Here is a 26,080-nt window from a genome sequence, read left to right on the forward strand (position 1 = left end):
CTGCCGAACGGGGCCGCGACAGCGCCTGCGACGTGCGAGGATGGACCGTCCCGACCCGACCGGGCGGGGTTCGACGCGGGAAGGACCGGAGCGTACGTGAGCGAGAATCAGAACCTCCTCGCGGAGCAGCGCCGCGCCCTGATCCTCGACGAGGTGCGCCGCCGGGGCGGTGTCCGGGTCAACGAACTCACGCGCAGGCTCGGCGTGTCCGACATGACGATCCGCCGCGACCTCGACGCGCTCGCGAAGCAGGGCGTCGTCGAGAAGGTGCACGGCGGCGCCGTGCCGGTCGTCGAGGCCAGCACCCACGAGCCGGGCTTCGAGGCGAAGTCGGGCCTCGAACTCACGGCGAAGGAGGACATCGCGCGGACGGCCGCCGGGCTCGTCGCCCCCGGCAGCGCGATCGCCCTCTCCGGCGGTACGACGACGTTCGCGCTCGCGCACCGGCTGGTGGACGTCCCGGACCTGACCGTCGTCACCAACTCGGTGCGGGTCGCGGACGTCTTCCACGCCGCGCAGCGCACGTCCGGGCCGCGTCAGGGCGCCGCGACCGTCGTCCTCACCGGCGGGGTCCGCACCCCCTCGGACTCCCTCGTGGGCCCCGTCGCCGACCAGGCGATCGCCGCGCTCCACTTCGACGTGCTGTTCCTCGGCGTGCACGGCATATCGGCCGAGGCGGGCCTGTCGACGCCCAACCTCGCGGAGGCGGAGACCAATCGGCGCCTCGTGCACTCCGCGCGGCGGGTCGTGGTGGTCGCCGACCACACCAAGTGGGGTGTCGTGGGCCTGAGTTCGTTCGCGACGCTGGACCAGGTGGACTCGCTGGTGACGGACGCGGGGCTGCCGGCGGCGGCCCGTACGGAGATGGCGGAGCATCTGCGGGTCGTGGTGGCGGGAGAGGCCGTGCAGGCCGTGGACATGTGACGTACGGGCGACGACTTCTGACGGTCCGTCAACTAAGGTGATTTTCCCGGTCGTCGGGGTGCGCGAGCAGGAGGGGGACTTCGCATGGAACGTCATCTGGCCCCGGTGGGCCTTGAGTTCGTCCGGGCCGCGCCCGTCCGCCTCGTGTTCGCGCAGGAGATGTCCGCGGCTCCCGAGGCCGTCTTCCACGCGCTCGCCGAGGACGTCCCCGGCTGGGCCGAGTGGTTCCGCCAGGTCAGACGCGCGCGGCCCCTCGGGGACGGCGGGGAGCGGGAGATCCACCTCGTGGGCGGCGGGAGGTTCCGCGAGACGATCCTCGCGGCGAAGGCGCCCGAGGTGTACGCCTACCGCCTGGACACCGTCAACGCGCCGGGGCTGAAGGCGCTCGTGGAGGAGTGGCGGCTGATTCCGGTGGGCGCGGGGACACGGGTGCGGTGGACGTTCGCGGCGGACGGGGTGCTTCCGCTGCGCTTCGCCCTCAAGGCGGCCGGGCCGGGGATGGGGTGGGCGTTCCGGGGGGCGGTGCGGGAGCTGGACAAGAGGCTGGAGGGCACCGGTCCGGGCGGGCGTGCATCATGATCGTATGACTCTCGTACGGCACGCGCGCCCCGCCGACCTGCCCACCGTCGCACAACTCGCCGCCGAGCACGCGGCGTACGAGAAGGCCGCGCCCCCGCCCGCCGATCTGGCGCGGCGGCTGGAGGGTCTGCTGTTCGGCGAGACCCCCGCGCGGCTGCGCTGTTTCGTCGCCGGGACGGACGACGGCGAGATCGTCGGGTACGCCTCGTGCGCACCGGAGATCTCGACCTGGGAGGGGACCGAGTACCTCCACATGGACTGCCTGTTCCTGCGCGACGGCCACCGCGGACTCGGGCTCGGACCGCGGCTGATGGACGCCGTGATCGCCGAGGCGCGGACACTGGGGCTCGCGGAGGTGCAGTGGCAGACACCCGTGTGGAACGCCGGCGCGATGAGGTTCTACGACCGGCTGGGAGCCCGCGGGAAGGACAAGGTGCGGTACTCGCTGCCGGTCTGACGGACCGCTCTCAGCCCTGCCACTTCCCCGTGGCCAGCAGCGCCTCGATCGCCTCGCTGTACGGCGCGATGTCCAGCCCCTGCTCGGCGAGCCACGCGTCGGAGTAGTACTTGTCGAGGTACCGGTCCCCGGGGTCGCACAGCAGCGTCACGACGCTCCCCTGCCGCCCCTCGGCGACCATCTCCGCGACGATCTTCAGCGCGCTCCACAGCCCGGTCCCCGTCGAGCCGCCCGCCTTGCGCCCGATGGCCGACTCCAGGGCGCGTACGGCGGCGACGCTCGCGGCGTCCGGGACCTTCATCATGCGGTCGATCGCGCCGGGCACGAAGCTCGGTTCCATGCGGGGCCGTCCGATGCCCTCGATACGGGAGCCGCAGTCGCAGGTGACGTCGGGGTCGCCGGTCGTCCAGCCCTCGTAGAAACAGGAGTTGTCGGGGTCGGCGACGCAGATCCGGGTGTCGTACTGCATGTAGTGCACGTACCGGGCGATCGTCGCCGAGGTGCCGCCCGTACCGGCCGTCGCGACGATCCACGCGGGCTCGGGGAACCGCTCCAGCTCCAGCTGCCTGAAGACGGATTCGGCGATGTTGTTGTTGCCGCGCCAGTCGGTGGCGCGCTCGGCGTACGTGAACTGGTCCATGTAGTGCCCGCCGGTCTCGGCGGCGAGCCGGGCGGACTCCTCGTACATCGTGCGGGGGTCGTCGACGTAGTGGCACCGGCCGCCGTGGAACTCGATCAGCCGGCACTTCTCCGCGCTGGTCGTGCGCGGCATGACGGCGATGAACGGGACTCCGATCAGCTTCGCGAAGTACGCCTCCGACACGGCCGTGGAGCCGCTGGACGCCTCGATGACCGGGCGCCCCGGGCGGACCCAGCCGTTGCACAGGCCGTACAGGAAGAGCGAGCGGGCGAGGCGGTGCTTGAGGCTGCCGGTGGGGTGGGTCGACTCGTCCTTCAGGTACAGGTCGATGCCCCAGTCCTCGGGGAGCGGGAACTTGAGCAGGTGCGTGTCGGCGGAGCGGTTCGCGTCCGCCTGCACCTTGCGCACGGCGTCCTTCAGCCAGGCGCGGTACGCGTCGTCGCTGCGGTCCTCGTCCAGGGTCGAGGTCTGCTGGGGGGTGGTCACGGCGGGGCTCCTCACACGCTCGCTCAGGCGGCCGTCGCCTCGATCATAGACACCTGTCACACGCTTCCCACCTGCATAAACACACCTTTGAGCGGCCCAAAGGAACCCTCGGGGGGCGCATTCGCGCGAGTGCTCCGGGCGAGCGCCGCCGGCCCGCCCGGAGCACTGGTGCCGTACGTCCCCGGGCGGCAGACTGCACGGCACCGGGGGCGGACATCACTCACGGGCGGCAAGGGGGCGGAGCGGCATGACGGAGCCGGAGTCCACGGCGACGGGCGTCCGCATCGACAGCAGACTCCGGTCACCGCCACGGCCGGGCGGGTACGGGGCGGACCGGGGCTCCGGCCGCGCGGAGGTCCGTCTTCCCTCGAAGTTGCGCCCCCGCTCCCCCTGAGCCACCCTGAACTCACGTCACTCTGGGTTTACCGGCGATAACGCTGCGAACCAGCCCGCCGGCCACGAACGCAGCCGGCCGCTGTGCGGGACGCGCTGCCGAAACGATCCGAACTCCGTGTTCTTCCGGACCTCACGTCGGGGAGTCGCAGCGTGATCAGCAACCCGAACAGGCACTGCACGGTGGAGCTGCAAGCTCTGCCGGCGCGGATCGGCCAGGTCCGCAGAATCGTTACCGCGCATTTGCGGTACTGGCAGCTGGACCCCCTCATAGACCGGGCCGCGCTCGGTGTGACGGAGCTGCTGGCCAACGTCCACCGTCATGCGCGGCCGGACAAGACCTGCGTGGTGGAGATGGAGCTGCTGCTCGGGCAGCTGACCGTCTCGGTGCGCGACCACGACCCCCGGCTGCCGGTGGTGACGGAACCAGACGATCTCGACGGTCTCGGCGACATCGACGCGCTGGCCACCTGCGGCCGGGGCCTCGCGATGGTGGCGGCGGTCAGCGAGAGCTGGGGGGCGCGGTCGGAGGGGGAGGACGGGAAGGTCGTGTGGTTCACCCTGTCGGCGGCGGACCCGGTGAGCCCTCCGCCGAAGGTGATGCCGCCCGCCGACCTCGCCGCCCCGCACCCCGTGGCCGCGCCGCACCGGGCGGCGGCCCGGGTCTGACACCGGCTTCCCGGCGACCTTCTCACTCCACGGCCACGGCTCCCAGCACACCGAGTCGTGCCGCCCTGCGGGCCGGCCTCAGCGCGGCGAGCACGCCCGCCGTGAGCCCCACCAGCGCGACGACCGCGAGCCTCGACACCGGTACGGCGAAGGCGAATTCGCTGTCGCTCGCCCCGTCGGAAGCCCTGACGAGCACCCAGCCGAGGAAGCCGCCCAGCGCCAGCCCGCCCGTCGTGCCGAACGCCGCGACCAGGACGGACTCCCAGCGGACCATCGCCCGCAGTTGCGCGCGGGTCTGGCCGACCGCCCTCAACAGCCCCAGTTCCCGGGTGCGTTCGTGGATCGCGAGGGTCAGGGTGTTGGCGATGCCGAGCAGCGCGATGAGGACGGCGAGCGCGAGCAGCGCGTAGACGAGGGTGAGCATCATGTCGATGCCGCCCGCCGAGGACCGGGCGTACCCCTCCCGGGTCTGCACCTCCGGATCGCCGTACCGCGCGGCGACTTGCTCGACGGCCGCCTTGCCGGCGTGTTCGCCGACGCCCTTCTTGAGGGACACCGCGACCAGGGTGTCGTGGTCCTGCGTGCGGTGCGGGGCCCATGCCTGGCGGGTGATGACGTAGTCGCCGGCGAGTTCCGAACGGCCGTACAGGGCACGGACGGTGAAGGTGAGGCGTTGTCCGTCGGTGAAGGTGAGGCGGGCCGTGGAGCCGAGCGTCAGGTGCCGCTTGCGGGCCTCCGCGCGGGTGACGGCCAGGCCGTCGGCGCCGAGCGAGGCCATGTCGCCCTGGATCGCGCCGAGTTCGAAGGTACGGGCGAGGGCGGCGGGGTCGGTGACCGTCAGTTCCCTGCCGTCGCCGTTCACTTCGGCCACTCCCTTGCCGAGACCCACGGCCGTGTCGACCTCCGGCAGCCTGTCGAGCGCCGGGGCCAGCCTCGGGCTCAGTCCACTGCCGCCCGCGCCGAACGCCGGTGCGCTCACGGCGAGATCGCCCGCGAAGGACCGCGCGACGGTCCGGTCCATCGTCTCCTTGAGCGAGGCCCCGAACACGGTGAACAGGGACACGACGGCCACGCCGATCATCAGCGCGCTCGCCGTGGCGGCCGTCCGCCGGGGGCTGCGCAGCGCGTTGCGCAGGGCCAGGGCGCCGGTGACGCCCCGCAGTCTCGCCAGCGGTCCGCCGAGCACCCGGATCACGGCCGACGACGCGACCGGGCCCAGCACGACGAAGGCCACGAGGACGAGTACGGCGCCGACTCCCGCCGTCCACAAGGACGGTGAGACCAGGACGCAGGCCGAGACCGCCAGCAGCGCGCCCCCGGCGACGGCCCGCCCGCGTGACGTGCCCGACGCGTCGACCGCCACGTCCCGCAGCGCCGCGAGCGGTGCCGTCCGTCCGGCCCGTACGGCGGGGAGCAGCGCGGAGAGCAGGCACACCACCGTGCCGACCAGCAGCGGCAGGGTGAGCGAGAGCGCGCCGATGACCAACTCGCCGTCGGGGAAGGGGAATCCGATCGCCGGGAACAGGGCCTTGAGCGCGGCGGCGATACCGAGGCCGCCCGCGAGGCCGGCCGCCGAGGCGGTGAGCGCCACAACCGCCGCCTCGGTGAGGGTGGTTGCCGTGACCTGCCGCCGGGATGCCCCTACCGCCCGCAACAGGGCGTTCTCCCGGGTGCGTTGGGCGACGACGATCGCGAACGTGTTGTGGATGGAGAACGTCGCGACCAGCAGGGCGATTCCGGAGAAGACCAGCAGCAACGCGGTGAAGACGTCGAGGAACTGACGGGCGATCATGTCCGTGTCCTCGCGGGCCGACTCCTGGCCGGTGATGGCCTCGACTCCCTTGGGGAGCACGGGAGTCAGCCGCTCGACCAGCTCCTGCTGGCTCACCCCGTCCGCCGCCCGCACCAGGATGCTCGTCGCGAAGCCGGGGCGTGCGGTGAGGTACCGCTCCGCGTCCGCCCGGGTCAGGCCCGTGTAGGTGACCTGGGCCATGCCGTCGGCGCCGCCGAACGTCGCCAGGCCCACGATCCTGACCCGTACGGGGTCGGGGGTGCGCAGGGTCGTCGTGTCGCCGAGACGCAGGCCGCCCTTCTTCGCGGTGGCCCGGTTCACGACCGCCTCTCCGGGATGCGCGGGGGCGCGGCCCTCGGCCAGGCGGTACGGGTTCAGGCGCGGGTCGGTGATCCAGTTGCCCGCGAGGGTGGGCGGGCCCTTGCCGCCGATGGGGTTCCCGTCGCGGCCGAGGAGCTGCCCTGCGCCCTGGATGTCCGGCTCGGCGGCGGCGACGCCGGGGACGCCGGCGAGGTCGCGCACCAGCGCGGTCGGCACCGGCCGCCGTACGCCCTGGCTGTCGCCCGGCGTGGTGATCGCGTCCGCGCCGCGCACGACCGCGTCCGTACCGGCCGTCGCGCTGCCGAACATCGTGTCGAAGCCCGCGCGCAGGGTGTCGCCCATCACGAGGGTGCCGGCGAGGAAGGCGACACCGAGGAAGACGGCGAGGAAGGTGCCGGCGAAGCGGCGGGGGTGGGCGCGGAGGGTGGTGAGGCTGAGGCGGAGGGTGGTGCGGGTGGGGGCGGTCGAGGTACGGGTGGTTGAGGTGGGGGTGGTTGAGGTGGAGGTGGTTGAGGTGGAGGTGGTTGAGGTGGATGCGGGCGTGGTGGGGGGCGGGGTGGGTGGGGCGTTGTCGTGGGTGGTGTCGTTCATGACCGGGCCTCCCTCGGGAGCGTGGGTCCGGGCCACGTCTGGCCGCGACTTACGGGGCGGGCGTCGGCGGCACCGGCAGGGCGTGCCGCGCCGCCGGCCGCCTGTCCTGCCGGCGCCTCTCCCGACCGCACCTCGCCCAACCGCGCCTCGCCCTGCCGTGCGTCGAACGCCTTGACCCGGTCCAGCACCCGGTCCGCCGTCGGCGCCCGCATCCGGTCGGCCAAGCGGCCGTCCGTCAGGAAGACGATCTCGTCGGCGTGGGCCGCGGCGAGCGGGTCGTGGGTGACCATGACGACCGCGCGGCCGGTCTCGCGGGCCGTACGGCCGAGGAGGCCGAGGACCTCCTCGCCCGCGCGCGAGTCGAGGTTGCCGGTGGGCTCGTCGGCGAAGACGACGTCGGGGCGGCCGGCGAAGGCGCGGGCCACGGCGACGCGCTGCTGCTGGCCGCCGGAGAGCTGCGAAGGGCGGTGGTGGAGCCGGTCGCGCAGGCCGACGACGTCGATGAGCGCGTCGATCCACTCGCCGTCCCCGCGGCGCCCGGCGAGGTCGAGGGGCAGCCGGATGTTCTCGGCGACGGTGAGCGTCGGCAGCAGGTTGAACGCCTGGAACACGAACCCCACCCGGTCCCGGCGCAGCACGGTGAGCCGCCGGTCGTCCAGCGCGCCCAGCTCGGTGTCACCGATCCACGCGGCCCCCGAGGTCAGCGTGTCGAGCCCCGCCGCACAGTGCATCAGCGTCGACTTCCCCGACCCGGACGGCCCCATGATCGCGGTGAACCGCCCGGCCGGGAACTCCACGCTCACGCCGTCCAGCGCGCGTACGGCGGTGTCGCCGGCGCCGTACACCTTCACAGCGTCGGTGACCCGCGCGGCGGCTGTCGTCGTCATCACGCGTCACCGCCCTTGCGCCCGAAGTGCTCCTCCAGCACCGACTGGCGGCGCCAGTACTCCTCCTCGTCGATCTCCCCGGCGGCGAAACGCCGCCCGAGAACGGCGAGGGGCGCGTCCCCGAGGGCGCGTGCGCCGGGGCGCGTACGCCCGCGCCAGCCGCCCGTACGGCGTACGACGGTGACGACCGCGGCCACGGCAGCCGCCCAGAACAGGGGGAACAGCAGGATCCAGGGGCCGGGGCCGCCGTATCCGCTCGCGAGGGTGTCCATCGCCGGTCATCTCCTTCGGCAGCGCTTCATCTGACACTGCCGAGGCTCTCGCCGGGAGGGGGGTGGGGGCGTCGCACGGGTGGCGGCATCTCGCGTACCTCCGGGGGAGTACGCGCGGAGGTGTGCGGTACTCCCCCGGGGCCGGGTCAGTCGCGCTGTGCCGCGCCGGTCGCCGGGTCCGGCCCGAAGCTCGCGAAGTACGCCGCCGCCATGTCCTCCTCGCCGTGTCCCGCCGCGGCGGCCCGGGCCAGGCGTTCGGCGGCGGCCTCGGCGACGTCGAGGCGGACGCCGTGGGCCCGGCCCGCCTCGACGATCAGGCGGGCGTCCTTCTCGGCTGTCGTCACGCCGAACTGGGCCGGGGAGAGCCGGTCTTCGAGGATGAGGGCCGCCTTGGCGTGCAGGTAGCCCATGTCGAGGGGGCCGCCGGCGATGAGGGCGAAGAAGTCCTGGGGGTCGACGTCGAGGGACTGGGCGAGGGCGAGGACCTCGCCGGTGGCCGCGGTGGCGGCCAACACCCAGCTGTTCGCGACCAGTTTGAGGCGGGTCGCGCCGCCCGGTTCCTCACCGGTCCAGACGGTGCGGGCGCCGACCGCGTCGAACACCGGGGCCACGGCGGCGCGTTGGGACTCGGCGCCGGCCGCCAGCACCGTGAGCTGCCCCGCCTCGGCCGGCTGCCGGGTGCCGAGGACGGGCGCGTCGAAGAACACCAGGCCGTGGCCGCGGGCGAACTCCGCGAGCTCCGCGACGGAGTCGAGCGCGGCGGTGGTCGACTGCACCCACAGCGTCCCCTCCCCGAGGCCCGGCAGCGCGTCGCGCATGACGTCCCGGACCGCGCCGCCGTCGTACAGCATGGTGACGACCGCGTCCGCGCCGCGCACCGCCTCGGCGGCGGAGCCGACGACGGTGACCCCGTCGGCGGTCAGCGGTTCGGCCTTGGCCCGGGTGCGGTTCCAGGCCCGGACGGTGTGCCCGGCGCGGGCGAGGTTGCGGGCCATCGCGGCGCCCATGATGCCGGTGCCGAGGACGGTCACGGTGAGTTTCTCGGTCATGACGTCAGCTTTCTGATACGGCGGGGGTGTTCCCGGTCCAGCGGGGTGGTCCCGCCCATCCTCGCTGCTCACGCGGGCGTCGGGCGAACTGGCGCGGCCGGCGCGGAAGTCGCGGGCGTCACGGCCGCGTCAGCCCGAGCCCCGCTCCCACCGGCCCGCACCGCGCCGGCTCTCGTCACGCCACGGAGATGTCCACGGACGGCCGCAACCGGGCCGCCGCGGCCAGTGCCCGATGTGCCGGGTGCTGGTCGAACGCCGTCAACAGGCCGTCGTCGGCGGGCAGTTCGGCCGCCGGGAACGCGACCTGTTCGTACGCCGCCTGGAACCGCGGCCCCCAGCGCCGGGCCCCGAGCCGGGCGGTTCGCGAGCAGTTGTCGACCATGTGGGCCACGTCGCGGGCATGCATGTACGGCAGCAGCGAGTCGACGGCTTCGATCACCGACTCGTTGACGATCTCCGACCAGGGGTGCCCGCGCTCAGCGAACTCGTCGATCTGGGCGACCATCGTCGCGACGAACACCCCGGCGGTGAACGGCTCGACACCGAACGACCGGCCGATCTCGCCGAGTTGACCGCGCCGGGCGTGCACTCGGGGCGCCACCGCCCACATCGACGACCCGCCGATCCGGCTCATCTCCCGCGCCGCGAGCCGCCGTTCGGCGAGGATCACGCTGCGCAGCTCGGTCCCGTCGGCGACCTCGTCGTAGATCTCGGCGACGATCTCCCGCGCGGGCCCGTACGACGCGGTGTACGCGTGGTCGAAGACGTCCCGTCCCTCGGCGTCCAACTCCTCGCGCACGGCGCGCAGTCCGGCGCGCGAGACGGTCCGGGCGATCGGTCCGGTCACCGCCTCGCAGGACCTCGTGTACGCCGTGACCTCGTCGTCCCCGGCCAGCCGGAACCGTCCGTACAGGCTCTCGACCATGCCGTGCACGGCGCCGAGCAGGATGGCGCGTTCGCCGACGATGTCCGAGAGGTACTCGCTCTCCAGGGTGGTCCGGAAGGTGTACGGCGCCCCGAGGGCGACCGACCAGCCGAGCGCGAGGTCGGTGGCGCGGCCGTCGGGGTCGGCGTGCACGGCGAAACTGCTGTTGATCCCGGCGCCGTTGACCTCCGCGCCCTGTTCGTAGAGGCGGCGGACGGAGTCGCCCATGCCCTTGGGGCAGACGGCGATGACACCGTGTCCGGGCGGGAACTCCCCGCCGGTCTCGCGGAGATGGCCGAGGAGGAAGCCGTGCGAGAGCCCGATGACGGCGCCGGGCTTCAACACGCCGAAGATCTCCGTGTGTTGGGCCGCGAGGGCCGCGTCCGAGACGAGGAGGAGGACGAGGTCGCTCTCGGCCGCGACCGCGAGCCAGTCGCCGAGGGTGCCGTCCTCCTCGGTGAAGCCGAGGGCGCGGGCGTCGGCGGCCGAGCGGGAGCCGGGGCGCAGTCCGACGGTGACCCGGATCGGTGAACCGGCAAGGGAGTCGCGGAGGTTGAGGGCCTGGGCCCGGCCCTGCGGGCCCCAGCCGAGGACGCCGATCCGCTCGACGCCCGCGAACGCCCGGGGCAGGAGGGGGAAGAGGTGGCGTCCGCCGGGGAGGACGGTCTCCGTGCCGCCGGGGACGTCGAGCGTGTCGAGGGGGAAGACACGGGAGGTGAAGGCCGTGTCCGGGGTGCGGGAGGAGGTCATGTCCGAGTTGTAGGCTCCGGCCGGATGTTGCGGCAAGCGCAACTCTCGCATCGCAGCGTTGCGTGAAGTGAAAGGTCCAGGTCAGGGTATGCGGGACGAGCACCGGGAGCTGCGCCTCTTCCTCCACTTGACGCAGTCGCTGAACTTCGGCCGGACCAGCCTGGACTGCCATGTCAGTCCGGCGACACTCACCCGGACCGTGCAGCGGCTGGAGACGGACCTCGGTCACCGGCTCTTCGACCGGGGTCCGCGCGGCGTCGCGCTCACCGCCGAAGGTCACCGGTTCCGCGAATACGCCGTCCAGGCGCTGGAGTTGTGGCGCGCGTACCGCGAGGAGCGTCCCGACCCGGCCCAACTCACCGGCAGCCTCTCGGTGTTCGCGACGGTGACGGCCTGCCAGGCGCTGCTGCCCGACCTGTTGGCCCCGTTCCGCGCGGCCCACCCGCAGGTACGGCTGGACCTGCGCACCGGGGACGCGGCAGCGGCTCTGGCCCGGCTGGACGAGGGGGACGCGGACGTCGCCGTCGCGGGGATTCCGGAGCGGCTCCCGGAGGGGTTGGCGAGCAGGACGGTGGCGCGGACGGGGCTGGTGTTCGTGACGACGCGGGGCGCGGAGGGGTATGCCGGGGATGCGGGGGCGGCGGATGCCGAGGGGAAGCGCACGGCACGGGAGCAGCACACAGAAGGGCAGCGCATCGGCGGCGAACACCCTAAGTCGACGCGCGCCGAGGGCATCCTCACCGGCGGCGAACACCCACCCCCCGCCCGATCTCCCCACCCCGGGAACCTCCTCACCGCCCCCTTCGTCCTCCCCCGACGCGGCCTGGTCCGCGAAGCCGCAGACCGCTGGTTCCGGGCCCAGGGCGTGACCCCCGAGATCGCCTGCGAACCCGACGGCCACGAAGCCCTGTTGACGCTCGTCGCCCTCGGCTGCGGAACCGGCGTCGTCCCCCGGCTGGTCCTGGAGCACAGCGCGGTGCGCGACCGCCTGGCCGTCGTCCCCGTGGCACCGCGGCCGGCCCCCCTCACGGTCGGACTCTGCGTACGCCGCGCGGACCTGAGGCGGCCGGTGATAGCGGCCCTGTGGAGCCTCACCAGCCCTTAATTGACCACTCGTTCTCGAATGACCTAGTCTCCCCGCATGGCGAGGACCAAGGAATTCGACCCGGACGCCGCCCTCCGGTCCGCCCTGGACCTGTTCTGGCGGCGCGGCTACGAGGCCACCTCGATGGCGGACCTCGTCGAACACCTGGGCATCGCCCGCGCCAGCATCTACGCGACCTTCGGCAGCAAGCACGACCTGTACCTCAAGGCGCTGGACCGCTACGGCGACCTCAAGAACCCGGCGCTGGTACGGGAGTTGTCCGCACCGGGCCCCGCCCTGCCCGCCGTCCGCGCGGTCGTCCGGCGCTTCGCCGCCGAGTCCACCGCCGAACCCGGCCGCGCCCGCGGCTGTTTCGTCGCGAACACGGCCGTGGAGCTCGCACCGCACGACCCCGCCGCCGCGCTCCGCGTCGAGGCGGGCTGGGAGCACCTGGAGACGCTGCTGCACTCGGCCCTCGTACGGGCCCAGGCCCAGGGCGAGTTGACGCCGGAGCGCGATCCGCACGCGCTCGCCCGGATGCTGCTGGTGTTCCTCCAGGGGCTGCGGATCGTCGGCAAGGCGTCGGCCGATCCGACGGCGCGGGTGCGGGACGCGGTGGAGCAGGTGTTGACGCTGCTCGACTGAGACTCCGCCCGACCGGCGCCGGCGACCGCTCTCACCCACAGGCACCCTCTGCCACCCTCATTCAAGACCGAACGTTCTCGAAAGGTTCGCCATGTCCCAGCACCGCTTCTCCGGCCGCACAGTCCTGATCACCGGCGCCGGTTCCGGTATCGGCCGCACCCTCGCGCTCGCCTTCGCCGCCGAGGGTGCGAACGTCGTCGCCGCCGGACGCACCCGGTCCGCGCTGGACGAGACGGTCGCGCTCGTCGCGCAGGCGGGCGGGGGCGGCACCGCCGTCGCCCGGACGGCCGACGTGACCGACCCCGACAGCCTCAACGCGCTGGTCAGCACCGCCGTGGAGCGCTTCGGCTCCCTCGACGTCGCCGTGAACAACGCCGGGATCATCCGCGCCGGACAGCCGATCGCCGACACCGACCCGGCGGACTGGCACGCGGTCCTGGACACCAACCTGACCGGCCTCTTCCTCGCCCTGCGCGCCGAGATACGGCAGATGCGCGCCCAGCCGCGCGGCGGCGCGATCGTCAACGTCGCCTCGAACCTCGGGGCGCACGCGCAGAAGCCCGGCGTGACCGCCTACTCCGCGAGCAAGGCCGCCGTCGCCTCCCTCACCCGGGGCGCCGCCCTGGAGCACATCGGGGACGGCGTCCGCATCAACTCCGTGAGCCCGGGCGTCACCCGGACCACGATGTCCCTGCTGCCGGGTGAGACGGAGGAGGGCCGCGCGGCGCGGATGAAGGAGCAGTCCCCGCTGGGCCGGGCCGTCACGACGGACGAAGTCGCCCACGCCGTCCTGTACTTGGCGTCGGACGACGCGGCCCCGCTGGTCGGCACGGACCTGCTGGTCGACGGCGGGACGACACTCTGAGCCGCCCCACCCCGGGGCCGAGGCGGCGCCCCGGACCGACGTACCCGATGCGCCGCCGCGCCTACGCGCTCACCGCCCCCAGCGGATCGTCCAGCACCGGCTGCCACGCCAACTCGGCAGCCCCCACAAGGCTGTTGTGGTCCAGCGAACACGCGAGGATCGGCACTCCACCGCTCCTCCCCCACAGGCTCCGGTCCGCGACGACGGCCCGCAGCCGCTCCGGGTCGGCGTCGAAGAGCGTGCGGTGCAGGCCGCCGAGGATGATCCGGTCGGGGTTGAGGATGTTCACCAGCCCGGCGAGCCCCAACCCCAGCCGGTCGATGAGGGATTCGGCCGCCGCGCGGACCACGGGATCGCCGTACTCCTCGCGCACCAGCCGGTTCGCCTGGTGCAACAGCGAGCCCTCGGGCCCGGGTTCGCGCCCGGCGGTGGTCAACAGGGCCAGCGGGTCGGCCTCGACGTCGAGGCAGCCGCGGCTGCCGCAGTGGCAGGGCCGCCCCTCGGGGTTCACGGTGAGGTGCCCGACCTCCAGCGCGAGCCCCGAACTCCCCGTGTGCAGACGGCCGTCGAGGACGAGCGCCCCGCCGACGCCCCGGTGCCCGGTGGCCACGCACAGCAGGTCGCGGGCGCCCCGCCCGGCGCCGTGCCGGTGCTCGGCGAGCGCCGCGAGGTTCACGTCGTTCGCGGCGAACGCGGGCCCCTCGACGCCGGCCGCGGCGATCCGCTCGGCGAAGATCTCCCGCACCGGCGCCCCCACCGGCCAGGCCAGGTGCAGGGGGTTGAGGGCGAGCCCCTCGGGTTCGGCGACGGCCGACGGGACGGCGAGCCCGGCGCCCACGCAGCGCCGCCCGCTGGTCCGCAGCAGCTCGGCACCGGCCTCGACGACCGCGCTGAGGATCTTCGCCGGGTCCGCGTCGACCGCCTCGCAACTCGGGGTCGTCGCCACGATCCGGCCGCCCAGCGCGACCAACGCGGCCCGGAAACCGTCGGTATGGATCTGCGCGGCCAGCACCACCGGCCCGTCCTCGGCGAGTTCGAGCCGGTGCGAGGGCCGGCCCTGGGAGCCCGCGGCGGCCGTCGGGTGCGCGTCGACCCGGATCAGGCCGAGCGCCTCCAGCTCGGCGGCGACCGCGCCCGCGGTGGCACGCGTCACACCGAGTTCGGCCGTGAGGACCGCGCGCGTCGGCGCCCGCCCGGTGTGCACGAGCTCCAGCGCGGGCCCGAGCGCACCGCGCCCCCGGTCCAGCCGCGCCCTTGAGGTGGTCCCTTCCCCCGCCGGCCGGGGGTCCGCCTTGCCGCTCATGAGGGCGAGTCTCCCATGATCCGCTCGGTGCCGTGGCCGTGCGCGAAACCGCTGACGCGCAGCGTCACGTTCAGCCGCCCCGCGAGCCCGAGCCCGGCCGGCGCCGTCCCGGGGTACACCTTCGGCACCCCGTGGAACGCCTTGCGCGACGCCCCGCCGAACACGAACAGGTCCCCGCTGCGCAGCTCGACGTCCGTGTACGGCTTCCCCCGCGACGCGGTGTTCCCGAACCGGAACACGCACCGGTCCCCCAGGCTCAGCGACACCACCGGCGCGTCCGAGCGCTCGTCGGCGTCCTGGTGCATGCCCATGCGGGCGTCGCCGTCGTAGAAGTTGATGAGGGCGATGTCGTACGCCGGTCCGGGCTCCGGCGGTACGTCGTACGCCGCCGCGACCGCCCGCCGCCCCAGCTCCCCGAGCCACTCGGGGAACGGTTTCACCGCGCTCCCGTCGCCGTCGACGGCCGTGCGGGCGTACGCGTACGGGTACCAGTGCCAGCCCAGGCAGACCTGGCGGGCGGTCATGGTGCCGCCGCCCGGGGTGCGGACCGTGCGCAGGCCGGCGGGCGGGCGGGCCCACTCGCGGCACGCTTCGAGCAGGTCGCGCTGCGCGGGGGCGGCCAGCCAGTCGGGCACGTGCACGGCGCCCGGCGCGACCCGCGTACGCTCCCGGGGAAACAGCTCGTCGTCCATCGGACCATCCTGCCGCACCCGGTCTGAGCTGCGGTTCGGCTAGCCTGGCTGACGATGAACGACCGTATGACGACGCCGTGGGGCGAGCTGGAGCTGAGCCGCTTCCCCGAGGACCCGCGCGAGAGGCTGCGTGCCTGGGACGCCGCCGACGCGTACCTGCTCACGCATCTGCACGAGCAGGCGGTGCCGCTGACCGGCACGGTCGTCGTGCTCGGCGACCGCTGGGGCGCGCTGGTCACGGCGCTCGCGCAGGCCGGACCGACGCAGATCACCGACTCGTGGCTGGGCCAGGAGGCGACCCGCGCCAACCTCGCGCGGGCCGGGGTCGCGACCGGCGCCGTACGGCTGCTGACCTCGCAGGACCCGCCGCCCGCCCGGATCGACGTACTGCTCGTGCGCGTCCCGAAGAGCCTCGCGCTCCTGGAGGACCAGCTCCTGCGGCTCGCGCCGTCGCTGCACGCGGGCACGGTCGTCGTCGGCACCGGCATGGTCAAGGAGATCCACACCTCCACGCTCCGCCTGTTCGAGCGCATCCTGGGCCCCACCCGTACGTCCCTGGCCCGCCAGAAGGCCCGCCTCATCTTCTGCGCCCCGGACCCGGCGCTGGAGCGCCCGGCGAACCCCTGGCCGTACGGCTACACCCTCCCGGACGACGTCGGGGTCCTCTCCGGGCATCCGGTCGTCGGGCACGCGGGCGTCTTCTGCGCCGACCGCCTCGACATCGGCACGCGCTTCTTCCTCGCGCATCTGCCCGGTACGACGGGCGTGCGCCGGGTCGTGGACCTCGGCTGCGGCAACGGGGTCGTCGGTACGGCGGTGGCGCTCGCCAACCCCGAGGCCGAGGTCCTCTTCACGGACGAGTCGTTCCAGGCGGTCGCCTCGGCGGAGGCGACGTACAAGGCCAACGGGGTACCCGGGCATGCCGAGTTCAGGGTCGGCGACGGCCTTTCGGGCGTGCCGGACGCCAGTGTGGACATCGTCCTCAACAACCCGCCGTTCCACTCCCACCAGGCGACGACGGACGCGACGTCGTGGCGCATGTTCACGGGTGCGCGCCGGGTGCTGCGGCCGGGCGGCGAGCTGTGGGTGGTGGGCAACCGGCACCTCGGGTACCACGTGAAGCTGCGGAAGCTGTTCGGGAACAGCGACGTCGTGGCGGGCAACCCGAAGTTCGTGGTGCTGAGGGCGGTCAAGCGGGGGTGAGCCGGACGGTCAGGCCCGCCCGACCACCCGCATGATCCGCGCCGCCTCCCGCGCCATCGCCTCCCGGCCCTCTCCGAGGTAGGCACGGGAGTCCGCCGCGTCCGGATGCTCGCGCAGATGCACGCGAATCGCCTCGGTCAGGGCGAGGTTGAGGGCCGTGCCGACGTTCACCTTGGCGATGCCGCCCGCGACGGCGGCGGTGAGTTCGGGGTCGGGGACGCCGGAGGAGCCGTGCAGGACGAGGGGGACGTCGACGGCGTCCGCGAGCCGTTTCAGCAGGTCGTGGTCGAGGGCGGCGGTGCGGCTCGTCATGGCGTGCGTGCTGCCGACGGCGACGGCCAGCGCGTCCACCCCGCAGTCCGCGACGAACGCCCGCGCCTGGCCGGGATCGGTACGGACACCCGGCGCGTGCGCCCCCCGCTTCCCGCCGATCTCCCCCAACTCGGCCTCGATCCACAGCCCTTGGGAGTGCGCCCAGTCGACGGCGTCCCGCGTCGCGGCGAGGTTCTCTCCGTACGGCAGGTGCGAGGCGTCGTACATCACGGAGCTGAACCCGGCGTCGGCGGCCTGCCGGAGCAGCCGGTCGTCGCGGACGTGATCGAGGTGCAGCGCGACGGGTACGGCGGCCTGCCGGGCGACGGCGAGGGCGGCGCGGGCGAGGGGGTGGACGTCGCCCCGGCGGAAGCGGGCCGCGTTCTCGCTGACCTGGAGGACGACCGGCGTCCCGAGGGACTCGGCGCCCTCGACGACGGCCTCGATGTGCTCCAGGGTGATGATGTTGAACGCGGCGACGGCGGACCGGAGTCGAGCGGCGCGGGTGACGAGGTCGGCGGTGGTGGTGAGGGTCATCGTGCGCCTCCGGACGTTCAGGGCGTGAGGATCACCGAGCGCGTGAGGTGGCGGGGCCGGTCGGGGTCGAGTCCCCGGGCCGCGGCGACGGCCACCGCGAGCCGCTGGGCCCGGACGAGTTCGGCCAGCGGGTCCAGCTCCCCCTGGATCCACAACGCGCCGGTGTCGCGCACCTGCCGGGCGAGCCCGTCGGGCGCCTCACCGAACATCCAGGTCGCCGTTCCCTTCGTGCTGACGCTGATGGGCCCGTGCCGGTACTCCATCGCCGGGTACGCCTCGGTCCACGCCAGCGACGCCTCCCGCATCTTCAGCGCGGCCTCGTGCGCGAGCCCGACCGTCCAGCCGCGCCCGAGGAACGTGAACTGCCCGCACGTGACGAGCCGTTGGGGCAGCGGCTCGGCAACCGCCGTACGGGCGTCGGGTATCGCCGTGTCCGGGTGGCGGCCGAGGTGGGCGCGCAGGAGGGTGAGGGCGGTGGTGGCGAACCGGGTCTGGACGACGGAGCGTTCGTCGGCGTAGGCGAGGGGGACGACGGCGTCGGCGGCCGTCGCGACGGGCGTGTCCGGGTCGGCGGTGACGGCGGTCGTGCGGGCCCGTCCGCGCACCCGGCGCAGGAGGTCCAGGACTTCCGTGGTCGTGCCGGAGCGGGTGAGGGCGACGACGCGGTCGTAGGGGCGGTCGTAGGGGAACTCCGAGGCGGCCCAGGCGTCCGTCTCGCCGCCCCGCAGGGCCGCGGCGGCCTGGGCCATGTAGTACGAGGTGCCGCAGCCGACGATCGCGACGCGTTCGCCGGGTGCGGGCAACTCGGTTTCGTGGTCGGCTGCTTGGGACACGGCGCGGGTCCAGCACTCGGGCTGGCTCAGCAGTTCGTCCTCGACGTGGGTCATGGCCCCGCCTCTCCCCGACGACGATCGTCCCCGCACGGTACGGCGGCCCGGCGCGGGGCTTCAAGAACGCGTCGGAGCCTGTGTCACCGGCCGGCGCCCCGGAAGAAGTCGAGGATCAACCGGTTGACGGCGTCGGGGCGTTCGAGGTAGCCGTAGTGGCCGCAGTCCTTGACCTCCCGGTACACGGCCCCGGGGATCGCGTCGGCGACCTCGCGGCTGAGCCGGGCCGGAAGCGCGGCGTCGTCGGCGAACCCGATCACCAGGGTGGGCGTACCGATCCGCCGGTAGGCGTCCAACCGCCCTTCGGGGGCGGTGAGTCCGAGCTGGACGCGGCTGCCGGGGCCGGTGTCCTCGCGGGCGAACTCGAAGAGGTCCAGCCAGTCCTGGAGGCGCTGTTCGTCGTCGAGGGTGGCCGGGGAGAGGTTGCGCAGGGCGCGGTTCCAGGCCGTGTAGGCGGCGGGGAGCGTCAACCCCTCGTCGTACAGGGCGTGTTCGGCGGCGATGGCGGCCCGGCGGTAGGCGTCGGTGCGGCCGTGGGTGGCCATCAGGACGCCCTGGCTGACCAACTCGGGCCGGGCGAGCATGAGTTCCTGGACGACGTACGCGCCCAGGGAGGTGCCGACGACGCGGCACGGGCCGAGGCCGAGGTGCTCGATGAGGCCGGCCGTGTCGGCGACCATGTCGTCGATGGTGAACCCCCGCGGGCTCGGGTCGCTCGGCGGGATGCCCCGGTTGGTGAAGGTGACGACGCGGTGGCCGGCCGCCTTGAGGGCGGGGACCTGGTGGAGGTGCCAGACGCGGCCCCCGGCGCCTCGTCCCATCACCAGGACGACGGGGTCGCCGGTGCCCTCGTCGTCGTACTGGAGCCGGATTCCGTCGATCCGCAGGTCAGGCATGGTCCTCCTTCGCCGTGCACGTGCTCGTGCACAGTCAACCAGCTCACCCGCGGGGCGGGGCCGGGGGCCGGTGTGAGACGGCCGACCCCCGGCGGAGGTTTCACCAGGAGTGCGCCACGTCCACGACGATCTTGTCCGCCAACTGCTGGACGCGGAACGGGAGTCGGGCGCGTACGCCGACGCCCATCAGGGTCTCGCCCTCGAAGCTGCTGGCGAAGCGGGTGTCGCGGAACGTGGTGTAGCCGCTGACGTCGACCCCGGGGAGCGGCTGGCGGGCGCGTCCGGGGTAGGTGGACTGGCCCGTCTCGTAGTCGTAGGTCGGCGCCACGAGGCGGATCGAGAGGATCGCGCCGCCGGAGACCGGGATGAGGTCGCCGGAGCCGTCCTGGTAGAGGGCGTCGACGTAGCCGACGCGGTAGCCGACGCCGGTGCCACCGCCCGGTATGTCGAAGACGATGCGGTCGTAGCAGTCGTGCTGGCCGGTCCGGGCGTTCCTGAGCGGTGCGTAGTTCACCGCGGCGGCGTCCTTGTCGAGGCTCCCCCAGCCGGTGGGACAGGCCGTGACGCTCTGTCCCGTGGCCGCGGTCGCGGTGGTCGCCGCGGTGCCGAGCGCCGTCACGGCGAGCGCGAGTGCCGCTACTGCCGCTGCTGTGCGTCGCATTGGTTCCCCCTGTGCGGATGGTGTGACAGTGACGCGGCTTAAGACGACCCGGCCCGGCGAAAGGTTGCGTCACCGAACTGGGGCCGCGCGCGGGGGACTTCGCGCGCGGCGCCGGTGGACTACTGGTCGGTGTGCGCGAGTTCGATGTCGTGCCCGTCGAGGTCACCGGCCAGGCTGACGCCGGTCGCGCGGGGCGGGTAGCCGGTCGCGATGACGGTGTACTGGCCGCTGTCGAGGTCGGAGAAGGCGTACGCGCCGTCGGCGGCGGTCGTGGTCGTGGCGACGACGTTCCCGGCGGCGTCCACCAGGGTCACCCGCGCGTCGCCGAGCGGGGACCCGCCGCCGTGCACGGTCCCCCGCACGTGCGCGCCGGACTGGAGCTCGACCTCGATCCGGGTGACGCCGGTGCCGGCGATCTCGACGGGCAGCGCGCGGGGCCGGTGCTTGGGCGAGCTGACGGCGACCGTGACCGCGCCGGGGACCAGTTCGGTGAGCGCGAACTCCCCGAGCCCGTCGGTGCGCGTGGTCGCGAGGACGTCGCCGCGCACGTCGGTCACGATCACCACGGCCCCCGCGACCGGCGCGCCGCCGTCCGCGCCGCGTACGACGCCGGCGAGGCCACTGCCGCCGCTCAGGAGGACGTCGTAGGCCACCGGGTCGGCGCCCGCGACGACGGTGGTCGCCTGCGGCTGGAGCCCGTCGGCGGCGGCGAGCAGGACGTAGGTGCCCTCGCCGGGCGCCCGGACCTCGTACGTGCCGTCGGCGTCGGCGACCGCGCGGCCCAACTGCCGTCCGTCCAGGGAGATCAGGGTGACGGCGGCGCCGGGGACGGGGACGTTCCCGGCGCCGCGCACCTGGCCGCGCACGGGACGTCCGGTGCCGCCCGGGAGGCCGTCGCCGAGGTTCGGGACGGTGGCGACGAGTTCGGCCACGGCGCGGGAGAGGGGGACGGCCACGGCGGCGCCGATGACCTGGGCGTCAGGGGTTCCGGTGTGCGGGCCAGCGCCTGCGGATGCCGGTGCGTCCGCTCCGTACGGCTCCGGTGCGGCTGCACGTGCATCCGGCGTCGCCGCGCCCGTCGTCGGCTCGGTACCAGTACCCGCCTCGATACCGGTACCCGCCGCCCGCCGCCGCGGGATGAACGCCGCCACCACGAACGCCAGCACCGCCGCACCCGACCCGACCCCCATGACCACCTTGAACCCGTTCTCCGACGGCAGCGCCACCCCGTGGAATCCGGTCGTCATCTGCGCGAGGATCACCCCGGCGACGGCGCTGGCGGTCGACGTGCCGATGGACCGCATCAGGGTGTTGAGGCTGTTCGCGGCGGCGGTCTCGGCCGGGTCCACCGCGCCCATGATCAGCGCGGGCATCGCGCCGTAGGCGAAGCCGATACCGGCACCGACGACGCAGGACACCAGGACGAGCTGCCAGACCTCGGACATCAGGACGACGCCGAGGCCGTAGCCGGCGGCGACGATCACCGCCCCGGCCATCAGCGTGACCTTGGCGCCCCACTTCTTGGATATCAGCGCGGACACCGGGGCGACGGCCATCATCACGAGCCCGGTCGGCGCCATGACGAGGCCCGCGTCGAGGAGCGACCTGCCGAGACCGTACCCGGTGGCCTCGGGGAGCTGGAGGAGCTGCGGCAGGACGAGGGACATCGCGAACATGGAGAACCCGAAGGCCATGGACGCGAGGTTGGTCACGAGGACCTGGCGGCGGGCCGTGGTGCGCAGGTCCACCAGCGGTGCGGGAACGCGCAGTTCGAAGAAGCCCCAGCCGGCGAGGACCACGAGGGCGGCGGCGAACAGTCCGAGCGTCGTCGCGCTGGTCCAGCCCCAGTCGGCGCCCTTGGAGATGCCGAGCAGCAGGCAGATCAGCCCCGCGGCCATCCCGGCGGCGCCGGGGAAGTCGAAGCGTCCGCCCGTGCGCACGCGGGACTCGGGGACGAACGCCGGTACCAGTACCAGCGCGACGGCGCCGAGCGCGGCGGACGTCCAGAACAGCATGTGCCAGTCGAAGTGGTCGGCGATGAGCGCGGCGGCGGGCAGGCCGAGGGCGCCGCCGACGCCGAGGGAGGCGCTCATGAGGGCGGTCGCGGAGCCGAGCCGTTCGGCGGGGAGTTCGTCGCGCATGATGCTGATGCCGAGCGGGATCACCCCGGAGGCGAGGCCCTGGAGGGCGCGGCCGACGATCATGGGGGCGAGCGTGTCGCTGAGCGCGGCGACGACCGACCCGGCGACCAGCGTCACCAGGCTGACCAGCAGCATCCGCCGCTTGCCGTACATGTCGCCGAGGCGGCCCATCACCGGCGTGGCGACGGCCGCGGCGAGGAGGGTCGCGGTGACCGCCCAAGTGGCGTCCGACGCCGAGGCGTTCAGCAGTTTCGGCAGTTCGGGGACGATCGGGATGACCAGCGTCTGCATCAGCGAGACGACAATCCCGCCGAAGGCGAGCACCGCGACGACCAGGTTCACCCGGGGCGCGGACACCACCCCCGGCTCCACGGACCGGGGTTGAGCGTGGGACATAGGTCGGGCCTCCGTGGGGGGATGTCGGGCCGGTACGCCGCCGACGAATGTACGCCCGGTTGATTGACTTAAGCAACCAGAGAGTGGGGGGATCATGTGGGGAAATAAACCGGGCGCGCACTCCGTGTTTCGGAGTGCGCGCCCGGCCGGGTACGTCAGCGGGTCGCCCGGGACGTCAGGAGGTCAGAGCGACTTCTCCAGCCGTTCCGCCACCACCCGCACGAACTTGCCGGGCTCCTTCGGCCGCCCGCCCTCGGCGAGCACCGCGAGCCCGTACAGCAACTCGGCGGTCTCGACGAGCCCTTCGCGCCGCGCCTCCTCCTGGTAGGCCCGGTTCAGGCCCTGCACGAGCGCGTGCCCAGCGTTGAGTTCGAGGATGCGCTTGGCGGCGGGGATCTCCTGGCCCATCGCGCGGTACATGTTCTGGAGCGCGGGCGTGATGTCGCCCGTGTCGGAGACGACGCAGGCCGGGGAGACGGTCAGGCGCGAGGAGAGCCGTACGTCCTTGACCTCCTCGGCGAGCCGCTCCTTCATCCAGTCGAGCAGCCCGGCGTACTCCTCGGCCTGCTTCTCCCGTTCCTCACCGCCCTGTTCGCCGTCCTTCGCGTCGAGGTCGATCTCGCCCTTGGCGACGGACCGCAGCCGCTTGCCCTCGAACTCGGGGACGACGTCGACCCACACCTCGTCAACCGCGTCGGTGAGCAGCAGGACTTCGATGCCGCGGGCCGAGAACGCCTCCATCTGCGGGGAGTTCTCGATGCTCTCGCGGGACTCGCCGGTCAGGTAGTAGATGTCCTCCTGACCCTCCTTCATCCGCTCCACGTACTCCTGAAGCGTCGTCAACTCACCCGATTCCGCAGAGGCGTTGGTGCTCTCGAAGGAGCAGACCCCCAGCAGGGCGTCCTTGTTGTCGGTGTCGCTGAGCAGCCCCTCCTTGAGGACCGCCCCGAACTCCCGCCAGAACGTGGCGTACTTGTCGGCCGCGTTCGCCCGCATCTCCTTGACCGAGGAGAGGATCTTCTTCGCCAGCCGGCGCTGGATCATCAGGATGTGGCGGTCCTGCTGGAGGATCTCGCGGGACACGTTCAGCGAGAGGTCCGCCGCGTCCACGACACCCTTGACGAACCGCAGGTACGGCGGGAGCAGCGCCTCGCAGTCGTCCATGATCAGGACGCGCTTGACGTACAGCTGGAGGCCGCGCCGGTAGTCGCGGGTGAACAGGTCGTGCGGGGCGTGCTCGGGCAGGAACAGCAGCGCCTGGTACTCGAACGTGCCCTCGGCCTGGAGGCGGATCGTCTCCAGCGGGTCGCGCCAGTCGTGGCTGACGTGCTTGTACAGCTCGTGGTACTCGTCGTCGGTGACCTCGTCGCGCGAGCGCGCCCACAGGGCCTTCATCGAGTTGAGCGGCTCGTCCTCGGCGTCGAGGCGGATCGGCCAGGTGATGAAGTCCGAGTACTTCTTGACGATCTGCCTGACCGTCCAGTCGGCTGTGTAGTCGTGCAACTGGTTGTCGGGGTCGGCCTCTTTGAGGTGCAGCGTGACGGCCGTGCCCTGCGGGGCGTCGTCCACGCGCTCCAGCGTGTACGTCCCCTCGCCGCGCGACGACCAGCGCGTCCCCGCGCTCTCGCCGGCCCTGCGGGTCAGCAGCGTCATCTCGTCGGCGACCATGAAACCGGAGTAGAAGCCGATGCCGAACTGGCCGATCAGGCCCTCGACTTCGTCCTCTCCCTCCTTCAACTCCTTGAGGAACGCGGCGGTTCCGGAGTTCGCGATGGTGCCGATCAGCTTGCCGACCTCGTCGTACGACATGCCGATGCCGTTGTCGCGGACGGTGAGCGTCCGCGCGTCCTTGTCCAGCTCGATCCTGATGTGCAGGTCGGAGGTGTCCGCGTCGAGGCTGTCGTCCCTCAGCTTCTCGAGGCGCAGCTTGTCGAGCGCGTCGGAGGCGTTCGAGACGAGCTCCCTGAGAAACACGTCCTTGTTCGAGTAGACCGAGTGGATCATCAACTGGAGAAGCTGACGGGCCTCTACCTGGAACTCAAACGTTTCCGTCGCCATGGTGCGCGTGTCCTCCCACGTGCCGAATTCACCGGTTCACAAAAGCGAGAGCCACTTTAAAACACCAAGTGGGGGCGGCATGGCAGGCTTTGGGCCGAGGTGGGGCGGGAGTCGGCCATGCCGGCACCAGGGCGCGTGCCCTTCCCGAGGTCGCCGACGCCCCAACACCCCCGCTACAGAGTGACCGGCAACCCCCTTGCCCCGCCTCCTCCAGCTCCCTAGCCTGATTTTGTGCCGCTGATAAACAAACTCCGCTCGCGCAGCGTCGCGCCGAGCAGCGACCTCGCCCTGCTGAGGGTCGTCCTGACCGCGTTCTTCGCCGTGGACGGCTTCATGTTCGCCGGGTGGGTCGTCCGCATCCCCGACATCAAGGCGCAGACCGGCGCCTCGGCCTCCTCCCTCGGTCTGGCCCTGCTGTGCGTGTCCGCCGGGGCCGTCGTCACGATGCTCTTCACGGGCCGCCTCTGCCAGCGCCACGGCAGCCACCTGATCACCGTGGTCTGCGCGGTCCTGCTCTCCCTGTCGATCACCCTGCCCCCGCACGCCCACTCCGTCCCGGCCCTGGGCGCGGTCCTGCTGCTGTTCGGCGCGGCGTACGGCGGCATCAACGTCGCCTTCAACAGTGCCGCCGTGGACCTCGTCAGCGTCCTGCGCCGGCCGATCATGCCCAGTTTCCATGCCGCGTTCAGCCTCGGCGGCATGCTCGGCGCTGGCCTCGGCGCGCTGGTCGCGGGCAGCCTCTCCCCCGCCTGGCACCTGCTCCTCCTGGGCGCCGCCGGCCTCGCGGTCACCGCCGTCGTGGGCCGCACCCTCCTGCGCCTGCCCCCGGCACGCGCGCACTCGGGGGATCACGGCACGGCCGTACCACCGACCCGCCCGCACCGGGACGACGACAAGTCCACCTCCCGACACTCCCACCCCACCCCCACCGGCAGCCCCCGCACCCGGCGCCTCGTGATCGTCTTCGGCCTGATCGCCTGCTGCACGGCCTACGGCGAGGGCGCCCTCGCCGACTGGGGCGCGCTGCACCTGCGCGAGGACCTGGACGCCTCCGCAGGGGCCGCGGCCGTCGGATACTCCTGCTTCGCGCTGGCCATGACGATCGGCCGCCTCTCCGGTACGACGCTCCTGGAGCGGCTCGGACGCAGCCGCACGGTCGTCGTGGGCGGCGCCCTCGCGGCGGCCGGGATGCTGCTGGGCTCGCTGGCCCCCGCGTTCTGGGCGGCGCTGATCGGCTTCGCCGTCGCGGGCCTCGGCCTCGCGAACCTCTTCCCGGTCGCCGTCGAACGCGCGGGCGCGCTGGCCGGTCCGCACGGCGTAGCCGTCGCCTCCACCTTCGGCTACGGCGGCATGCTGCTGGGCCCACCCGCGATCGGCTTCATGGCCGACTGGCTCTCCCTGCCGACCGCCCTCACGAGCGTCGCCGTCCTGGCGGGGCTGGCCGCCCTGATCGGAGCGGGCGCGGGGCGCGCGGAGCGCCGCACGGCGGTGTGAGCCCAGCACCGCACGGCTGCCGGGCCAAAACACCGGGCGCCCGCCCGCGCGGACCCGGAACACCACGCACTCCCCCGCGCCGCACGATCACCACCCCTCCGCACCACACCGGACGCCCGCCTGCCCGACACCCCGCAGGACCACCCGCGCAGGCCCCCCGCCCTCCATCCC

Annotated in this window: 23 protein-coding genes; 9 read left to right on the forward strand and 14 right to left on the reverse strand. The window is 73.2% G+C overall.

What is annotated here, in order from left to right:
- Nucleotides 1-96 precede the first annotated feature (96 nt).
- The 3 genes from PV682_RS22820 (at nt 97) to PV682_RS22830 (ending at nt 1,960) form a co-directional block, all read left to right on the forward strand.
- Complete coding sequence (locus tag PV682_RS22820) at nt 97-924, forward strand: DeoR/GlpR family DNA-binding transcription regulator (RefSeq protein WP_319732693.1); 828 nt, start codon at nt 97-99, stop codon at nt 922-924.
- An 84-nt stretch (nt 925-1,008) separates the two neighbouring features.
- Nucleotides 1,009-1,503, forward strand: a complete 495-nt coding sequence (locus PV682_RS22825) for an SRPBCC family protein (RefSeq protein ID WP_319732695.1) — start codon at nt 1,009-1,011, stop codon at nt 1,501-1,503.
- Nucleotides 1,504-1,507: 4 nt separating this feature from the next.
- Nucleotides 1,508-1,960 carry a GNAT family N-acetyltransferase gene (locus PV682_RS22830; RefSeq protein ID WP_319732697.1) on the forward strand — a complete coding sequence of 151 codons (453 nt, stop codon included), beginning with the start codon at nt 1,508-1,510 and terminating at the stop codon, nt 1,958-1,960.
- 10 nt (nt 1,961-1,970) lie between these two features.
- Here the strand turns inward: PV682_RS22830 and cds1 are convergent, their stop codons facing one another.
- The gene (gene cds1 / locus PV682_RS22835; RefSeq protein WP_112476905.1) at nt 1,971-3,086 is read right to left on the reverse strand and encodes an L-cysteine desulfhydrase Cds1; all 1,116 of its coding nucleotides are present in this window, start codon (nt 3,084-3,086) and stop codon (nt 1,971-1,973) included.
- Between the two features lie 546 nt (nt 3,087-3,632).
- Between cds1 and PV682_RS22840 the strand changes: the two genes are divergently transcribed.
- On the forward strand, nt 3,633-4,148 hold the full coding sequence (locus PV682_RS22840; RefSeq protein WP_319732700.1) for an ATP-binding protein: 516 nt from the start codon (nt 3,633-3,635) through the stop codon (nt 4,146-4,148).
- 22 nt (nt 4,149-4,170) lie between these two features.
- Here the strand turns inward: PV682_RS22840 and PV682_RS22845 are convergent, their stop codons facing one another.
- The 5 genes from PV682_RS22845 to PV682_RS22865 all read right to left on the reverse strand — a co-directional run bounded on the left by PV682_RS22845 (nt 4,171) and on the right by PV682_RS22865 (nt 10,735).
- On the reverse strand, nt 4,171-6,852 hold the full coding sequence (locus PV682_RS22845; RefSeq protein WP_319732702.1) for an ABC transporter permease: 2,682 nt from the start codon (nt 6,850-6,852) through the stop codon (nt 4,171-4,173).
- Complete coding sequence (locus tag PV682_RS22850; RefSeq protein WP_319732704.1) at nt 6,849-7,739, reverse strand: ABC transporter ATP-binding protein; 891 nt, start codon at nt 7,737-7,739, stop codon at nt 6,849-6,851. The genes PV682_RS22845 and PV682_RS22850 overlap by 4 nt, the downstream gene beginning before the upstream one ends.
- On the reverse strand, nt 7,739-8,011 hold the full coding sequence (locus PV682_RS22855) for an SHOCT domain-containing protein (RefSeq protein ID WP_319732706.1): 273 nt from the start codon (nt 8,009-8,011) through the stop codon (nt 7,739-7,741). The genes PV682_RS22850 and PV682_RS22855 overlap by 1 nt, the downstream gene beginning before the upstream one ends.
- A gap of 146 nt (nt 8,012-8,157) precedes the next feature.
- On the reverse strand, nt 8,158-9,060 hold the full coding sequence (locus PV682_RS22860) for an NAD(P)-dependent oxidoreductase (RefSeq protein WP_319732708.1): 903 nt from the start codon (nt 9,058-9,060) through the stop codon (nt 8,158-8,160).
- Between the two features lie 175 nt (nt 9,061-9,235).
- A complete protein-coding gene (locus tag PV682_RS22865) occupies nt 9,236-10,735 on the reverse strand; it encodes a ketol-acid reductoisomerase (RefSeq protein WP_319732710.1) in 1,500 nt (499 codons plus the stop codon).
- A gap of 88 nt (nt 10,736-10,823) precedes the next feature.
- Here PV682_RS22865 and PV682_RS22870 point away from each other — a divergent pair, with 88 nt between their 5' ends.
- The 3 genes from PV682_RS22870 (at nt 10,824) to PV682_RS22880 (ending at nt 13,329) form a co-directional block, all read left to right on the forward strand.
- Nucleotides 10,824-11,840 (forward strand): LysR substrate-binding domain-containing protein, encoded by a 1,017-nt coding sequence (locus PV682_RS22870; protein ID WP_319732712.1) that lies wholly within the window; start codon nt 10,824-10,826, stop codon nt 11,838-11,840.
- Nucleotides 11,841-11,876: 36 nt separating this feature from the next.
- Nucleotides 11,877-12,464 carry a TetR/AcrR family transcriptional regulator gene (locus PV682_RS22875; RefSeq protein ID WP_319732714.1) on the forward strand — a complete coding sequence of 196 codons (588 nt, stop codon included), beginning with the start codon at nt 11,877-11,879 and terminating at the stop codon, nt 12,462-12,464.
- Nucleotides 12,465-12,555: 91 nt separating this feature from the next.
- Nucleotides 12,556-13,329, forward strand: a complete 774-nt coding sequence (locus tag PV682_RS22880) for an SDR family NAD(P)-dependent oxidoreductase (RefSeq protein WP_319732716.1) — start codon at nt 12,556-12,558, stop codon at nt 13,327-13,329.
- A 61-nt stretch (nt 13,330-13,390) separates the two neighbouring features.
- Here the strand turns inward: PV682_RS22880 and PV682_RS22885 are convergent, their stop codons facing one another.
- Nucleotides 13,391-14,632, reverse strand: coding sequence for an ROK family protein (locus tag PV682_RS22885; RefSeq protein ID WP_319732718.1), 1,242 nt, complete (start codon nt 14,630-14,632; stop codon nt 13,391-13,393).
- Nucleotides 14,629-15,324 (reverse strand): alpha-ketoglutarate-dependent dioxygenase AlkB family protein, encoded by a 696-nt coding sequence (locus PV682_RS22890; RefSeq protein WP_055721753.1) that lies wholly within the window; start codon nt 15,322-15,324, stop codon nt 14,629-14,631. The genes PV682_RS22885 and PV682_RS22890 overlap by 4 nt, the downstream gene beginning before the upstream one ends.
- A 66-nt stretch (nt 15,325-15,390) precedes the next feature.
- On the opposite strand from PV682_RS22890, the gene PV682_RS22895 reads away from it, so the two are divergent.
- Nucleotides 15,391-16,527 (forward strand): methyltransferase, encoded by a 1,137-nt coding sequence (locus PV682_RS22895; protein ID WP_319732820.1) that lies wholly within the window; start codon nt 15,391-15,393, stop codon nt 16,525-16,527.
- A 9-nt stretch (nt 16,528-16,536) separates the two neighbouring features.
- Here PV682_RS22895 and PV682_RS22900 read toward each other — a convergent pair whose 3' ends face one another.
- From PV682_RS22900 to htpG, 6 genes are all read right to left on the reverse strand, one after another.
- A complete protein-coding gene (locus tag PV682_RS22900) occupies nt 16,537-17,376 on the reverse strand; it encodes a class II fructose-bisphosphate aldolase (protein WP_319732721.1) in 840 nt (279 codons plus the stop codon).
- A 17-nt stretch (nt 17,377-17,393) separates the two neighbouring features.
- Nucleotides 17,394-18,263, reverse strand: coding sequence for an SIS domain-containing protein (locus PV682_RS22905; RefSeq protein ID WP_319732724.1), 870 nt, complete (start codon nt 18,261-18,263; stop codon nt 17,394-17,396).
- Between the two features lie 83 nt (nt 18,264-18,346).
- Nucleotides 18,347-19,159 (reverse strand): alpha/beta fold hydrolase, encoded by an 813-nt coding sequence (locus PV682_RS22910; protein WP_319732726.1) that lies wholly within the window; start codon nt 19,157-19,159, stop codon nt 18,347-18,349.
- Between the two features lie 100 nt (nt 19,160-19,259).
- On the reverse strand, nt 19,260-19,820 hold the full coding sequence (locus PV682_RS22915) for an AMIN-like domain-containing (lipo)protein (protein ID WP_319732728.1): 561 nt from the start codon (nt 19,818-19,820) through the stop codon (nt 19,260-19,262).
- Nucleotides 19,821-19,939: 119 nt separating this feature from the next.
- Nucleotides 19,940-22,357: an MFS transporter gene (locus PV682_RS22920; RefSeq protein WP_319732731.1), complete on the reverse strand. Its 2,418-nt coding sequence runs from the start codon at nt 22,355-22,357 to the stop codon at nt 19,940-19,942.
- Nucleotides 22,358-22,540: 183 nt separating this feature from the next.
- A complete protein-coding gene (gene htpG, locus PV682_RS22925; protein ID WP_319732733.1) occupies nt 22,541-24,415 on the reverse strand; it encodes a molecular chaperone HtpG in 1,875 nt (624 codons plus the stop codon).
- Between the two features lie 231 nt (nt 24,416-24,646).
- Here htpG and PV682_RS22930 point away from each other — a divergent pair, with 231 nt between their 5' ends.
- Entirely contained in the window at nt 24,647-25,909 is a 1,263-nt protein-coding gene (locus PV682_RS22930; RefSeq protein ID WP_319732735.1) for an MFS transporter, read from the forward strand.
- Nucleotides 25,910-26,080 lie beyond the last annotated feature (171 nt).

The sequence above is a fragment of the Streptomyces niveiscabiei genome (genome assembly GCF_033794345.1).
In the GTDB taxonomy this organism is placed as follows: domain Bacteria; phylum Actinomycetota; class Actinomycetes; order Streptomycetales; family Streptomycetaceae; genus Streptomyces; species Streptomyces niveiscabiei.

Coding starts and splice junctions, on each gene's coding strand:
- PV682_RS22825 (WP_319732695.1), top strand. CDS start 1,009: ATGGAACGTCATCTGGCCCCGGTGGGCCTTGAGTTCGTCCGGGCCGCG.
- PV682_RS22830 (WP_319732697.1), top strand. CDS start 1,508: ATGACTCTCGTACGGCACGCGCGCCCCGCCGACCTGCCCACCGTCGCA.
- PV682_RS22845 (WP_319732702.1), bottom strand. CDS start 6,852: ATGAACGACACCACCCACGACAACGCCCCACCCACCCCGCCCCCCACC.
- PV682_RS22850 (WP_319732704.1), bottom strand. CDS start 7,739: ATGACGACGACAGCCGCCGCGCGGGTCACCGACGCTGTGAAGGTGTAC.
- PV682_RS22855 (WP_319732706.1), bottom strand. CDS start 8,011: ATGGACACCCTCGCGAGCGGATACGGCGGCCCCGGCCCCTGGATCCTG.
- PV682_RS22860 (WP_319732708.1), bottom strand. CDS start 9,060: ATGACCGAGAAACTCACCGTGACCGTCCTCGGCACCGGCATCATGGGC.
- PV682_RS22865 (WP_319732710.1), bottom strand. CDS start 10,735: ATGACCTCCTCCCGCACCCCGGACACGGCCTTCACCTCCCGTGTCTTC.
- PV682_RS22870 (WP_319732712.1), top strand. CDS start 10,824: ATGCGGGACGAGCACCGGGAGCTGCGCCTCTTCCTCCACTTGACGCAG.
- PV682_RS22875 (WP_319732714.1), top strand. CDS start 11,877: ATGGCGAGGACCAAGGAATTCGACCCGGACGCCGCCCTCCGGTCCGCC.
- PV682_RS22880 (WP_319732716.1), top strand. CDS start 12,556: ATGTCCCAGCACCGCTTCTCCGGCCGCACAGTCCTGATCACCGGCGCC.
- PV682_RS22885 (WP_319732718.1), bottom strand. CDS start 14,632: ATGAGCGGCAAGGCGGACCCCCGGCCGGCGGGGGAAGGGACCACCTCA.
- PV682_RS22890 (WP_055721753.1), bottom strand. CDS start 15,324: ATGGACGACGAGCTGTTTCCCCGGGAGCGTACGCGGGTCGCGCCGGGC.
- PV682_RS22895 (WP_319732820.1), top strand. CDS start 15,391: ATGACGACGCCGTGGGGCGAGCTGGAGCTGAGCCGCTTCCCCGAGGAC.
- PV682_RS22900 (WP_319732721.1), bottom strand. CDS start 17,376: ATGACCCTCACCACCACCGCCGACCTCGTCACCCGCGCCGCTCGACTC.
- PV682_RS22905 (WP_319732724.1), bottom strand. CDS start 18,263: ATGACCCACGTCGAGGACGAACTGCTGAGCCAGCCCGAGTGCTGGACC.
- PV682_RS22910 (WP_319732726.1), bottom strand. CDS start 19,159: ATGCCTGACCTGCGGATCGACGGAATCCGGCTCCAGTACGACGACGAG.
- PV682_RS22915 (WP_319732728.1), bottom strand. CDS start 19,820: ATGCGACGCACAGCAGCGGCAGTAGCGGCACTCGCGCTCGCCGTGACG.
- PV682_RS22920 (WP_319732731.1), bottom strand. CDS start 22,357: ATGTCCCACGCTCAACCCCGGTCCGTGGAGCCGGGGGTGGTGTCCGCG.
- htpG (WP_319732733.1), bottom strand. CDS start 24,415: ATGGCGACGGAAACGTTTGAGTTCCAGGTAGAGGCCCGTCAGCTTCTC.